We start from the raw sequence: 14,133 nt of genomic DNA on the forward strand, positions 1-14,133 counted from the left end.
GACGCCCAGATTAGCTTTCATTTTTTATTGCTCGGCAGGATGGCGCGGACAATCCACTGGATTGAGCAGATGCCTATGCAATAACTGGAAGTAGCCATGAATGACATAGCCATTGTTTCGAGCAATCCATTGCTCCCGCCTGGCCCTATACACCTGGGGCAAGTAAAACCAGGGCAGACCGGGAAGATCGTGATGAACCAAGTGAAGGTTGAGGTTCAGAAAGAGCCAACTCAAAGGCCCTGACGATTCATTGATCACCGTGCGGTGTTCGGGAAGCGCTGAGGGCCGATGCTCGTAAAACGACCTGATCATTGCAATGGATAACGCTGGAAGCGAAACAAAGAAGATGTACTGGATCGCACTGATCGCGCTGTATTGCTCAACCAACCCCAGCAACACAGCGACACTTAACAGGTGAGCGGCCCACATCCGCCAATGGCTTCGCCCCGTATGAAACAGGCCCTTTATCTCGGCGCCGACAAGTGAAATAACTGCCAACGGAGCGCCGATGATCAAGCGCCCGCCCAAGGTCTTATTTACCCATAGCAACACTCTCATATAACCAGGTGACTGCAGCCAAAAGGCACGTGTGACATAACGACTTTCTGGATCTTGACCAGGCACAGTCAGCACCTCGTCGTTGTGATGTGCCAAGTGCGTGTCCCGATAGATGTCGTAGGGATACCACACGGCAAACGGCAGGAACCCCAGGGCTTTATTTATGACAGGCCAACGGGTTGGGTGACCGTGAATAAGCTCATGCTGAATCGACATCCAGAGCACGACCAGTGGAACCAGCAAGGCAATGGTGAACACTTCACCCAGTGCCTCCCCATAAAAAACAACAAAAGCCCAGGCCAGATAGAAGCCGACCAACAAAAGCCAGGTTGGCCATTGCGTTTGATTGGTTAATGTCGTGCTCAGCTTAACGATTTCAGCTCGATGAGCTTCATCCAAATAGTTTGGCATTGTTGTAAATCGCGATAGATATTGCTCTGAACAGCGTCCAATCGCTCACGCTTCAAGTTGCAACCCCTGGAATCGGGTATTACCTGAAGAGGGCTGGTTGGACTAACGGTATGAAGTGCCCAACAGCGGTGATTCACATGGCGTAGAGGAGAAACGCCAAACCTTCGCTGATTGCACTGCAGGCTTCACTGTTGGCCTGACACGGGAGAGGTTTGCCGGTCACGAATGGAACGGCATTGGAGGCACGAGGACTAAGGCGGATATTGCCGGAGTAAGAAATCACTGCATGGGCCCCGTCATACGACAAAGCCTCAAGACTGATTTGGAAGATTCGGGCGCCGGACATAGTCGTACCATAAGAATAGGATTGAACATATCCGGCGGTCCGGTAGCGTCAACTTAGCATGCCAACTAATTCGATCAAGGAATATATTCTATTATGCTTATTCCTCAATCGAATAATATCGAACAGGATCCCTACCCTTTCGCCTTGATCGCATACAGGCCACCGGCAATCACCATGCAGGCCCCCACGACGGTCCATGTGTCAGGAAGCTCGCCAAACACGAACAGGCCGATCAACGTGGCAAACACCAGAAGCGTGTAGTTGAACGGCTGGAGCGTGGCCGCTGTGGCGTATCTGAGCGCCTGAAGCAGTAGAAGCTGGGCCACCATGCCCAGGGTTGAAAGTACCCCGATCAAGATCCATTGCCTCGGGCTCGGGGAAACCCATCCTGGCAGGCCTGATAACGTGATGGCCATCGCGCCGAAGAATCCCATGTAAAGCATGTTGGTGGCGAACGAATCGGCTTGGCTGATCCGACGTGTCAATACGCTGAAGACAGCGAACCCCAGGGCCGACACCAGAGGGATCAGAGCGGCAAGCTCGAAAACACCGGTGCCTGGTCGAAGGATCACCGCCGTGCCCATGAACCCTATGGCGGCGGCAATCCATCGACGAACCCCAACGTATTCACCCAGGAATGCCCCAGCCAACGCCAGAGTCATCAGCGGAAACACTGCATACAGGGCGTGCATTTCAGCCATCCCCAGGTAACGCAGCCCCAATCCAAACAAGGCGCTTTCACCTACTCCGATCAGCGCACGGACGATCTGGAGAAAAGGGTGGTGGCTTCGACAGGCCAGCCACAGGTGTCCGCGGTAAAGGCTATAACCGATAGCAAATGCAAGGAATACCCAATAGCGCAGCATGACCAGCTGTGCGACCGGAAGATCCTTGACCAGCACCTTGGTGATTCCGTCCTGGCTTGCAAAGAGCAGCATGGAAAGAAGACACAAGACGATACCTAGTTCAGGCCGCGGGACATTCTGATCACGCACAGTGCGCATTACCCTTGGCCGACATCGGGGTTGTAATCTTTAAACCGGCCGTTATCTTTGCGCCGTCGTGCAATGCTATGGCGCACAGCATCTCTTTCCAGCGCCTCGACCGCCACAAGCACTTCAACACCGGCCCCTGCTTCTACTTTTTCAATGAAATTCAAAATCGCCTTTTTCATGAACCAGTGCGAGGTGCGATCCAACTTTGCCGCCGCCGATTTCAGCCTGGCGCGCGTTTCCTCATCCAATTTAATCCCCAGTGTTGTTACCGACATAGCGCTGCCTCTGAATGAATCAAGCCCCATAACGCCAGAAGTGGAACATCCATCGACTTCATTGCATGGACACAGGACGGCGGGTTGAAAACGACACCCCCTGCCCCGGGGCTCCACCACCCCACATCCTCCCGGTACCATTCCCCCGGCGACAGAACGAGATAGAACTCGGCAGGCGGGTGTTGGTGATAGGGGTAGCAGGTCTCGGGCATCATGAGCGCCAATCCCAAGGTCAAGGTGGAACATTCAAATAGCCCTCCGGGACCTGCGACCATCCCGTGACGATGCCGCTCCACGAAAGCGCTGTCCTGGCCAGCGCTGGCTTGGCGGTTTACCCAGGTGAGATGGGGCAAGAGCGCGCTTAATGCATCCAGTATCGACACCAGATGCTGGTGAGTTCTAGGGACCGCATTGAGTGCCAGGGACAAACTGGGGCACAGGGAATCTGGTAACGCACGTGGCGCTTCCAAAGTTTGTTTCAAAGTCCACTGGGCAGTATCCAGGACACTCGCATGCCCCTGTATCGAATCCGGCGCGCCACTGCGAACCCGACTCAACAGAACCGCATGAAGTGAACGCTGAAGTGACTGCCCGCTGGCAATCACATCCTGTCTCAACGATAAGTGCTCGGTACTGTTTATCATCGGTTTCGAATCCATCCTGAGCCGGACTGCATTAGCTTAGGCAGCCCAAACCTGGGCCGTCGTTTGAGGGTAATGCTTTACGCCCATCGATACAGCCGGAACCCTTGACGCCTGGCCAAGGGCACCGGACAGCAACACAGCTGTTGGATTACTGGGACGGTGTCGCGGAAGCGGTCTGGCTGCCGAACATCGCCTCGAAACGAGGCTTGTTGGCAGCGTAGTACTCTGCAACGACCTTGTCTGCCGAGCTGTCGCGGGCGGTGGCCATCAATGTCTCAAGGTCGGCTTTAGGAATCTTGAAGTTGGCGAAGAACCGGGCGACGTCGGGATGTTCGGCGCTGAAGCCTTTGCGGGCAACCGCGTGAATTTGCTCGGCGCCGCCGAAAATCTGCTTCGGATCATCCAGGTAACGCAATGGCCACTTGGCAAACATCCAGTGTGGGCTCCAGGCGTTGATCAACGACCATTTGTCACGCTTGAGGTTGCGATCCAACTCGCTCAGCATTCCAGACTCTGAAGAAGCGACCATCTTGTAACCATCGAGTTTATATTCCTTGATGGCCTTCTCCGTGAGTTTGTATTGGCCGTTACCCACCTCCGAAGTCAGGATCTTGCCGCCGAGTTTCTCCCGCACTTCTGGCTTATTAAGATCTTCGACGCTGGCAATCTCGCTGATTGGGATAGACGTGGGCACCGCCATGCCAATCCGGCCCTCATACAGCACACCGAGGTCTTCGAGTTTGTCTTTGTATTTGTCATAGAACGACTTGTGAGTGCTCGGCAACCAGACCATCGGGATCAGGTCGATATTGCCGTTGGCCAGGGCCTGGAACTGAATGCCGATATCGGCGAGCACCAGTTTTACAGGTTGCTTCAGGTGATCGCGCAGTGCCGTGTCTGCCAGCTTTACAGCGATTTCCGTATCCGACCAATTCACCCATCCAATACGGATAGGCGGGGGTTCCTCGGCCTGGGCTATCAGGCTACCGGCGGCCATCGCCAAACCTGCAAGCCAGCCGATAAAAGCTTTACTGGATAACGTCATCATGGTGCATCTCCGCGTACTGTATTAATAGTTATTGGCAGGGCAGCAGAAGAATTAACGTCCCTCGTAAAAGCAAAACACATCGTGCTCTCAAGGGTTTTTATGTGAGGCATGGACAGCTTTTAGTCATGCGATTTATTCAGGTCGGCCGGCCCTCCTCCGCCGTTTTGGCGAAGCGCTATGTGTCCATGGATCGATGCCTTGGATGACCGACCGCACGAACCGATCACCCCTGTTTCGGCTGGATGTTAATCCTGGTTTTTCCACCACGCAAGAAAAATGTACACCTGTGTCCCAATCGTTGACACACATGAACATTAGACCTACCGTTATGTCAAAACCAAGCCTGATGTTCTGTTTCCGGAGCGCAACACCATGTCCAGCGATCCTCTTCTGCAGCCCTATAAGATCAAACACCTGACCCTCAAGAACCGGATCATGACCACCTCCCATGAGCCCGCGTATCCCGTCGACGGCATGCCGAAGGATCTGTACCGGGCTTATCACGTTGAACGGGCGAAAGCCGGTGTGGCGCTGACCATGACGGCGGGTTCCGCCGCCGTTTCCCGGGACAGCCCGCCGGTGTTCAACAACGTGCTGGCGTACAAGGACGAAGTGGTCAAATGGATGAAGGACCTGACCGACGAGTGCCACGAACACGGCACGGCGGTGATGATCCAACTGACCCACCTGGGGCGGCGCACGCGCTGGGACAAGGCCGACTGGCTGCCGGTCGTATCGCCCTCTCATCGCCGTGAAGCGTCCCACCGGGCCTTCCCGAAGAAGCTGGAAGACTGGGACATCGACCGGATCATCAAGGATTACGTGGACGCCGCCGAACGCATGAAGGCCGCCGGTCTCGATGGCTTGGAACTGCAGGCCTACGGGCACCTCATGGATCAGTTCTGGTCGCCACTGACCAACGAGCTCGACGGGCCCTACGGTGGTTCGCTGGAAAACCGGATGCGCTTCACTTTTGATGTGTTACGCGGCATCCGCCAGCGTTGTGGCGAAGACTTCCTGCTCGGGGTGCGCTACACCGGCGATGAAGACCTGCCCGGCGGTTTCGGTGCCAGCGACGGCCTCCAGATCTCCCACCTGCTCAAGGACAGTGGGCTGGTGGACTTCCTCAACGTCGTGCGCGGGCACATCGATACCGATGCAGGCCTCACCGACGTGATTCCGATCCAGGGCATGCGCAACTCGCCGCACCTGGATTTTGCCGGCGAGATCCGCTCGGCCACCGGCTTCCCGACGTTCCATGCGGCCAAGATCCCGGACGTCGCCACGGCGCGGCACGCCATCGCCTCGGGCAAGGTGGACATGATCGGCATGACCCGGGCGCACATGACCGACCCGCACATCGTGCGCAAGATCATCGAGAAGCGTGAAGAAGAGATCCGCCCCTGCGTCGGCGCCAACTATTGCCTGGACCGTATCTACCAGGGCGGCGCCGCGTATTGCATCCACAACGCCGCCACCGGCCGCGAAACCACCATGCCCCACGAAATCCCCAAGGCGTCGGTCAAGCGCAAAGTGGTGGTGATCGGCACCGGCCCGGCGGGCCTGGAAGCGGCGCGGGTGGCCGGCGAACGTGGCCACGACGTCACGGTATTCGAAGTGGCGGATCAGCCCGGTGGACAAATCCGCTTGACTGCGCAGAGCGAACGGCGGCGCGAGATGATCAGCATCATCGATTGGCGCATGGCGCAATGCGAACGGCTGGGGGTGAAGTTCCAGTTCAACACCTGGGCCGAAGCCGAGACCGTGATGGCCGAGGCGCCGGACGTGGTGATCGTCGCCACGGGCGGCTTGCCACATACCGAGGTGCTCAAGCACGGCAATGAACTGGTGGTGTCGACCTGGGACATCATTTCCGGCGACGTCAAGCCCGGCCAGAACGTGCTGATCTTCGACGACGCGGGCGACCACGCGGCGCTACAAGCGGCCGAGTTCATCGCCAACAGCGGTGCGAAACTGGAGATCGTCACGCCGGACCGGTCGTTTGCGCCGGAGGTGATGGCGATGAACCTGGTGCCGTACATGCGCAGCCTGCAAGACCTGAACGTCACCTTCACGGTCACCTATCGGGTCGATTCCGTAGAGAAGCGCGACGGTCAATTGGTGGCCAACTTCGGCAGCGACTACGGTCAGGTGCACAAGCAGCGCGTGGTCGATCAGGTGGTGGTCAACCACGGCACCCTGCCCCTGGACGATCTGTACTTCGAGCTGCGCCCGCATTCGAGCAACAACGGCGCGGTGGAGCAGCACAACCTGATCGCCGGGAAAACCCAGAATATCGTGACCAACCCGGAGGGCCGTTTCCAGTTGTTCCGGATCGGCGACGCGGTGTCGGCGCGTAATACCCACGCGGCCATCTACGATGCGCTGCGACTGGTCAAGGACATCTGAAGGCATGCCCCTGATCCTTAGGGTCAGGGCCACTTTCCACTTAACAGGTGATGCTGCTCACTTGAGGAATTCGGTAAAACCCCTGTGGCGAGGGAGCTTGCTCCCACAGGGATCTTGGAAGTTCATGAGCTTTGCATTCAGCGCAGGACCATTGTGGGAGCGAGCTTGCTCGCGATGGCGGCACAATCAACATTGATTCAAGCTACCCCACCGCTTTGGCAAACAGGCTAGCCCCCATCGGTATCGATATCAGCATCCGTGTCTTCACCGGATTTCGGCCGGTCCGGGTCAGGCTTGAAGCCGGGGCTGAAGGTGTTGTCATTGTCCTGGTGGTGCTGCTTCTGATCGACCTCAGTGGCGGCGCTGTCAGCCTGGTCCGCTCCGGCGGGACTGACCGGTTCGGCGCTCGACGGCTTGCCCGGGACCTGGGGGTCGATGGCCGGATCGTTACGCGGGGATGGCGTCTGTGCCTGGCCTTGTTGCTGAGTGTTTGCGGGATCGTCGTTCATGGGCACCTCGTTCATGGCAGGGCCGGATGGATGACCGGTCGTGAACATTCGAAGGTGCCGCAACGGCTTCGGTTCCATTTGTTTAAGACACCGCGATCAACCGCCCAACACACTCCTCACCATCCGGGCGAGTGCGTCCGGGCCGTAGGGTTTGCTCAACAAATGGGTGTCGGGGCTCAATTGATGGTTGCGGGAGATGATGTCCCGGGTGTGGCCCGAGGTGAACAACACGGGGACCGGCGGGCTCTGCACCTTGGCCCAGGCGGCCAGGTCGGAACTCTTGATCAGGCCAGGCATGACCACGTCGGTGAAGATCAGGTCGACCGGGGTGCCCTCCAGCAGCAGCTTCATCGCCTCATCGCCGTTGGCGGCGGTGAGAGTCCGATAGCCGGACTGTTCCAGCAGTTCCACCGACGCGCTGCGCACCTCGTCGTTGTCCTCCACCACCAAAATCGTCTCTTGCCGGCCGGACTGAAGCGCGTCGTGTTGCTCGGTGTCTCCCGCTTCGGGCGCAAGGCTTCGAGGGAAATACATCCGCACCCGCGTGCCTTGGCCCAGGTCACTGGAGATCTCGATATGGCCGCCACTCTGCTTGACGAACCCGAACACCATGCTCAATCCAAGCCCGGTGCCCTGGCCATCGGTCTTGGTGGTGAAAAACGGTTCGAACACCTGCTGCAGGACATCGGGCGGCATGCCGGCACCGCGATCGATCACCGACAGCCGGACATAATCGCCGGCCACGATCCCCTTGCCGGCGCAGAACGCTTCATCGAGCGCGATGTTCTCGCCAATCAGATGGATGATGCCCTCGCCCCCCACGGCATCGCGCGCATTGATCGCCAGGTTCAACAGGGCATTTTCCAGCTGATTGCGATCGACGTGGATGCGCCAAGGCTCCTGGGGCAGGCTCACTTCAATCAGCATGGTTTCGCCCAAGGCCCGTTGCAGCAGTTCACCCATGCCCTCGTAGATGCGCCGAGGGTTGTAGACCGCCGGTGACAATGGCTGGCGCCGGGCAAAAGCCAGCAACTGCGATGACAACTTGGCCCCCCGCTCCACAGCCTCGATGGAGGCACTGACCCGCCGTTGCACATTGGCGTTGTCCCGCTCGTGGCGGGCCAGCAAGTGCAGGTTGCCGGCGATCACCTGCAGCAAATTGTTGAAGTCATGGGCCACGCCACCGGTGAGGCCGCCAATGGCCTCGAGCTTCTGCGACTGACGCAACTGCTCTTCCGCTGCCAACCGCGCCTGCACCTCGTTGGCGACCCGTTGTTCCAGGTCGCGAGTGAATTTGAGCAGCGAAGCTTCAGCCGTCTTGCGCTCGTTGATATCAATCAGCACCCCCGGAAACCGCAGCGGCTTGCCCATCCCATCGAACTCGCATCGACCGCTGGCCAGCACCCACCGGTAGTCACCGCCCAGGCGGCGAACCCGATACTCGGCGCTGTAAGGCGTGCCTGTGCGCACGGTCAGTTCGACCCGCTGGTTGACCTCTTCAAGGTCGTCCGGGTGGATGCCCTGACGGGCAATCTCGATCGGCAGTGCGTCCAGCGAACAGTCGGGCGGGTAGTTGAAGGTACGGGCGAAACGCTCATCGCCCGACAGCGTATCGGTCTGGATGTCCCAGACGAACGACCCCAGCAAGGGTCCGGCCGAGAGCGCCAGTTGAATGCGCTCATTGACCGCGCGGTAACTGCGTTCGGCCTCTTGCCGGGCGCGCTCGGTCAATACGTGCTCGGTGGTTTCCACCACAATCGCCAGCACACCCGCCGGGGACTGGTCATCATCGGGCACCGGGCTGTAGTAGAGGTCCATCCACACGTCTTCAGGCTTGCCATCGCGCAGCAGGACCAGCTCTTTGCTGCGGTAGGACAAGGTGCCGCCGGCCAGGCAGACGTCCAGGACATGGCGATTGAATTCGGCGACCTCCGGCCAGCCCAACTCCACCGCGCACCCCAGCAGGTAGGGATGGCGACCGCCAGCGAACTCGGCATAGGCATCGTTGTAAATCATGAAGCCCTGGCGGCCCCACAACATCACCATCGGCAGGGGCGAAGCCAGCAATAATTGGACAGCGCTACGCAAGCTGGCGGACCAGTGCTCAATGGCGCCCAACTCGGTGCGACTCCAATCGAACGCCCGGATACGCCCGGCCATCTCACCGCCCCAGCCAGGGCAGCCGTGATTCTGGGATAGAAACTCCATGGTCGACTCTGAACCTCAAAATGCCTGCAGGGAATCGACAGACACAAATCCCTTGCGATCAGAGCTTCGAGCGCCGGGTTGGCGTTTGGTTTCATGGTGAGTTCATGACGACGACCTGTCTGGACTGGGGACATGCTTTCTGTGGCAAAAGGAATGACCTGTGGCGAGGGGATTTATCCCCTCGCCACAGGTGTTAACCATGTCCAAAATCCCGACAGGGTTTGCGGATTCAGCGGAAATCGCGGCTCTGCACCTGGATACCCGCCAGCAATTCAGTCAGGTCGCTCAAGCGCCCGGCGATCAAGTGGCGGACCTCGCCGACGCTTTCCCAGCGCCCGTCGACCTTGAGCAGTTGCGAGCCCACCAGGGTCTTGCGCTGGCGCTCGGCCAGGTCGCGCCAGACCACCACGTTGAGATTGCCGAATTCATCTTCCAGGGTGACGAAGGTCACGCCGCTGGCCGTGCCTGGGCGTTGGCGGCCGGTGACCAGCCCGGCGACGCTGACGTTGCGGCCATGCTCCACGTCCTGCAATTCCCGGGAGCTGCGGCAGCGCCGGGCGCGCAGTTCGAGACGCAGCAGGGCCAGCGGATGAGGCCCCAGTGTCGTACCCAGCGTGGCGTAATCGGCAAACAGGTTTTCTCCCAGCGTGGGTTCGGGCAGGGCTACGGGCGGTTCTTCCTGGCTGGGCAAACCGGCGAACAAGCCCAATTGCTTCTGCACCCCGGCCACTTCCCAGCGGGCCCGATGGCGATCCCCCGCCAGGCCCTGCAAGGCCCCCGCGTCGGCCAGTTGCGCCTGGGCCCGGGCATCGAGTTGCGCGCGTTCGCCCAGGTCGGCCACGTCGCTGAAGGGCCGATGCCGGCGCGCCGCTTCGATACGGCGGGCATCCTCTTCGCGAAAGCCCTTGACCAGGCGCAACCCCAGGCGGATCGCCGGTTGCCGGCCTTCCATGGGCTCGAGGCTGCAATCCCAATCGCTGGCACGCACGTCCACCGGGTGGATCGACAGTTGATGCCGGCGGGCATCCTGGAGGATCTGGTCCGGGCTGTAGAACCCCATGGGCCAACTGTTGATCAAGGCACAGGCGAACGCCGCCGGTTCGTGGCATTTGAGCCAACTGCTGGCGTAGGTCAGCAAGGCGAAACTGGCAGCGTGGGATTCGGGAAAACCGTAATTGCCGAAGCCTTTGATCTGTTCGAAGATTTGCGCGGCGAATTCAGCGGTGTAGCCGTTGTTCTCCATCCCCTGCGCCAGGCGCTCCCGATGGGGCTCCAACCCGCCGTGACGTTTCCAGGCGGCCATGGAGCGCCGCAATTGGTCGGCTTCACCCGGGGTGTAGTCGGCCGCGACGATGGCGATCTGCATGACCTGTTCCTGGAACAAGGGAACACCCAGGGTGCGGTTGAGCACCTCCTTCAATGCTTCAGAGGGATAAGTCACCGCCTCTTCATTGTTTCTGCGCCGCAGGTACGGGTGCACCATTCCACCCTGGATCGGCCCAGGCCGCACGATCGCCACTTCGATGACCAGGTCGTAGAACGTCTGGGGTCTCAGGCGAGGCAACATCGACATCTGCGCCCGGGACTCGATCTGGAAGACGCCGATGGTGTCGGCGCGGCTGATCATTTCGTAGGTCGCCCGATCGTCCTGGGGCAACGACGCCAGGGCATAGCGCTGCCCCCGGTACTGCTCGATCAAGTCGAAACACCGGCGAATCGCACTGAGCATGCCCAACGCCAGAATGTCCACCTTGAGCAAGCCCACCGCATCCAGGTCGTCCTTGTCCCACTGGATGATGGTGCGCTCGGCCATGGCGGCGTTTTCCACCGGCACCAGGGTGTCCAGGGGCTGTTCGGAAATCACGAAGCCGCCAGGGTGTTGGGACAGGTGGCGGGGAAAACCGATCAACTGCTGGGTCAGGCTCAATACTCGGCGCAACACCGGGCTGTCCGGGTCGAAGCCGCCTTCACGCAAGCGCTCCACCGGCGGCGCCTCGTCGCTCCAGCGGCCACAGCAATCGGCCAGGGCGTTGACCTGATCCGGTGGCAGGCCCAGGGCCTTGGCCACATCGCGCACCGCCCCGGCGCCGTGGTAGCTGCTGACCACTGCCGTCAAAGCCGCACGATGACGACCGTAGCGCTGGAACACATACTGCAGCACTTCCTCCCGACGGTCATGTTCAAAATCGACATCGATGTCCGGCGGCTCGTTGCGCTCCCGGGACAGAAAGCGTTCGAACAACAGGCTGGTGAGGCTGGGGTCGATTTCGGTGATGCCCAAGGCGTAGCACACCGCCGAGTTGGCCGCCGAACCGCGCCCCTGGCAAAGAATATTACGGCCACGGGCAAAGCTGACGATGTCCTGCACGGTGAGGAAGTAGCTGTCATAGCCCAACTCGGCGATCAGGCTCAGCTCCTTGTCGATCTGCACCCGCACCTTGTCCGGCACACCTTTGTCCCAGCGCCCGCGCATGCCACGCTCGGTCAGTTCCCGCAGCCAGGACGCCGGATCATGCCCCTCGGGCACCAGTTCGCGGGGGTATTGGTAGCGCAGTTGGCCGAGGTCGAAGGTGCAGCGTCGGGCGATGTCCAGAGTTTCATCGAGCAAGGCCCGCGGGTAGAGCTCGGCCAGGTCCTTGCGACTGCGCAAGTGGCGCTCGCCGTTGGGGTGCAAACGCTGGCCGGCCTCGGCCACCGTGACGTGGTGGCGGATGGCGGTCATGGTGTCCTGCAAGGCGCGCCGGCCACGCACGTGCATGTGCACATCGCCGCTGGCCACGGCCGGAAGGCCCAAGCGCTCGGCCAGCGCCAGGCAGTCCGCCAACTGGCGGCGGTCGTCCTGCCCGCAATGCAACTGGACCGTCAGCCACAGGCGTCCGGCAAAGATCGGCTGGAGCCAACGCCCATGGGCCTCGGCGTCCTTGCCCTCGGCTATCCACAACGCCAGCAGCCCCGGCAAGGGCTGGTCGAAATCCTCTCGCACGATGCGGTAGTGGCCCTTCTCGCTGCGACGCCGGGCGCGGGTGATCAACCGGCACAAGGTTTGATAACCGTCCAGGTTCTCCACCAGCAACACCAGTTTCGGACCGTTCTCGACCTGGATTTCGCTGCCGACGATCAGTTGCAGCGCCAGCTCCCTGGCCGCCTGCCAGGCCCGGACGATCCCGGCCAGGGTGCATTCGTCGGTGATCGCCAGGGCCTGATAGCCCTGCTGCTTGGCGCGACGGCACAACTCCAGGGCACTGGAGGCGCCGCGCTGGAAACTGAAGTTCGACAGGCAATGCAGCTCGGCATACTCAACGCTCATGCGAACCAACCCTGCAGCCACAACGGCCCGCCCTCGCCCACCGGTCGATAGGCCCAGCCCCGTTGCCCGCTGCGGGTTTCGATCAGGTAATAGTCGCGGCGCACATCCGCGCCGTCCCACCAACCGGTCTCGATGCGCTCGGGGCCCATGAGGATCTGTGCCTGGCCTTGCGCCAATGCCTGGGGCTCACCCAGCAACCAACCGGGACGCCGCACGCCGTCGCGCACCGGACACGTCTGGGATCGGGGTTGGGACGTCATCTGCCAGGCACACTCAGGCCGATGGTCGTCGCGAAACCCCAGGCCCTGCACGGCGTCATCCCCCAGCCGGGCCCGCAGGCGTTCGCGCAATTGCTCCCAGGGCAATGACTGTTGCGGGCGTTCATCGAACAGCTCCAGGCGCTGGGGCACGAAACTCGGCAGGTCTTCGGCACACAAGCGAAAGCCCCGCACCGGAGCCTCGACCTGCACCTGTTCCAATCGACCACGGGCCAGTTCGAAGAGCATCGCCGGGTCCCGCTCGGCGCTGAGCAGACCGACCTTGATCATGGTATCCGGCAACCCGGCGTGCTCCAGGTGCAGGTCGAAGCGCTGCACGCCGCTGTCGCGACCGCACAGGAAGGCCGCCAAGTCACCGGTCAAGCGGCGCAACGGGAACAACAGCGCCTGATGGGATTGCACGTCATAGTTGAGTTCGATGCGCACATCGAAACGGTCCGGTGGCAGGTAGAACGACAGCGCCAGGGTGCGACTGCCCGTCAACGCGTCGAGGTGCTTGAGCACCTGGGCCTCGAAGCGCCGTGCCAGGGTCTGCCGGGGCAAGGCCTGGACCTGGCTCAGGCGGCGCAGGCCCATGCGCGACAGCGCCGTGGCGACGTCGGCCTCCAGGCCGATTCGCTCCACGGGCATGTGTCCCAGGTACTGTTGCAAGGTCTCGGCATCGGGCACCACCAGGGCGTCATAGGCATTGGCCAATACCCGCGCCGCCACCGGGTTGGGAGCGGCGACGATGCGATGACGAAAGCCCAGTTCGGTCAACTCGGCCCGCAAGCGCGCCTCGAACACCGGCCAGGGTCCGAACAGGCCCAGGCTCGACTCAATCTCGAACAGTAGCGTACGTGGGTAATGCACACTGACCTGGGAGCTGAAGCGGTAGGCCCAGGCTGCCAGGAACTGTTGCCAGTGTTCTATCTGCGCCGCGTCGTATTCGGCGGTGGCAAAGCCTTTGCTCAAGGCCTGGGCGGCGGTCATGGTCTGGCCGGGACGCAAGCCCAGGGCCCGGGCCGGCGCGTTCACCGCCTGCAGCACCCGACGCTGGGCCGGGCCGGTCAGCAAGGCCAGGGGCTGGTCGGGATCGGGGCGCTGACGCAGCGCGGCGTCCAGCGCCAATTGCGGGAAGAGAATGCAGACCCAGCGCATCGCAA

General features: G+C 60.9%; 10 protein-coding genes. 1 reads left to right on the forward strand and 9 read right to left on the reverse strand.

Going from position 1 to position 14,133, the window contains the following annotated elements:
* Window positions 1-24: 24 nt before the first annotated feature.
* The 5 genes from AC515T_RS18980 to AC515T_RS19000 all read right to left on the reverse strand — a co-directional run bounded on the left by AC515T_RS18980 (window position 25) and on the right by AC515T_RS19000 (window position 4,277).
* Window positions 25-969 (reverse strand): fatty acid desaturase, encoded by a 945-nt coding sequence (locus tag AC515T_RS18980; protein ID WP_496529590.1) that lies wholly within the window; start codon window positions 967-969, stop codon window positions 25-27.
* Between the two features lie 477 nt (window positions 970-1,446).
* Complete coding sequence (locus AC515T_RS18985; RefSeq protein ID WP_496529591.1) at window positions 1,447-2,310, reverse strand: DMT family transporter; 864 nt, start codon at window positions 2,308-2,310, stop codon at window positions 1,447-1,449.
* A gap of 8 nt (window positions 2,311-2,318) precedes the next feature.
* Window positions 2,319-2,585 (reverse strand): ribbon-helix-helix protein, CopG family, encoded by a 267-nt coding sequence (locus tag AC515T_RS18990; RefSeq protein ID WP_496529592.1) that lies wholly within the window; start codon window positions 2,583-2,585, stop codon window positions 2,319-2,321.
* The gene (locus AC515T_RS18995; RefSeq protein ID WP_496529593.1) at window positions 2,576-3,244 is read right to left on the reverse strand and encodes a dimethylsulfonioproprionate lyase family protein; all 669 of its coding nucleotides are present in this window, start codon (window positions 3,242-3,244) and stop codon (window positions 2,576-2,578) included. Before AC515T_RS18995 ends, AC515T_RS18990 begins: the two co-directional genes overlap by 10 nt.
* A 133-nt stretch (window positions 3,245-3,377) precedes the next feature.
* A complete protein-coding gene (locus AC515T_RS19000) occupies window positions 3,378-4,277 on the reverse strand; it encodes a glycine betaine ABC transporter substrate-binding protein (protein WP_496529594.1) in 900 nt (299 codons plus the stop codon).
* A gap of 372 nt (window positions 4,278-4,649) precedes the next feature.
* Here AC515T_RS19000 and AC515T_RS19005 point away from each other — a divergent pair, with 372 nt between their 5' ends.
* A complete protein-coding gene (locus tag AC515T_RS19005) occupies window positions 4,650-6,686 on the forward strand; it encodes an oxidoreductase (RefSeq protein WP_496529595.1) in 2,037 nt (678 codons plus the stop codon).
* 227 nt (window positions 6,687-6,913) lie between these two features.
* On the opposite strand, the gene AC515T_RS19010 is transcribed toward AC515T_RS19005, so the two are convergent.
* The 4 genes from AC515T_RS19010 to AC515T_RS19025 form a co-directional block, all read right to left on the reverse strand.
* Window positions 6,914-7,195 carry a hypothetical protein gene (locus AC515T_RS19010; RefSeq protein WP_496529596.1) on the reverse strand — a complete coding sequence of 94 codons (282 nt, stop codon included), beginning with the start codon at window positions 7,193-7,195 and terminating at the stop codon, window positions 6,914-6,916.
* Window positions 7,196-7,291: 96 nt separating this feature from the next.
* Window positions 7,292-9,403: a hybrid sensor histidine kinase/response regulator gene (locus AC515T_RS19015; protein WP_496529597.1), complete on the reverse strand. Its 2,112-nt coding sequence runs from the start codon at window positions 9,401-9,403 to the stop codon at window positions 7,292-7,294.
* A gap of 229 nt (window positions 9,404-9,632) precedes the next feature.
* A complete protein-coding gene (locus tag AC515T_RS19020; protein ID WP_496529598.1) occupies window positions 9,633-12,731 on the reverse strand; it encodes an error-prone DNA polymerase in 3,099 nt (1,032 codons plus the stop codon).
* Window positions 12,707-14,128 (reverse strand): Y-family DNA polymerase, encoded by a 1,422-nt coding sequence (locus AC515T_RS19025; protein ID WP_496529599.1) that lies wholly within the window; start codon window positions 14,126-14,128, stop codon window positions 12,707-12,709. The genes AC515T_RS19020 and AC515T_RS19025 overlap by 25 nt, the downstream gene beginning before the upstream one ends.
* Window positions 14,129-14,133 lie beyond the last annotated feature (5 nt).

The sequence above is a fragment of the Pseudomonas sp. FSO-7 genome (assembly GCF_059579345.1).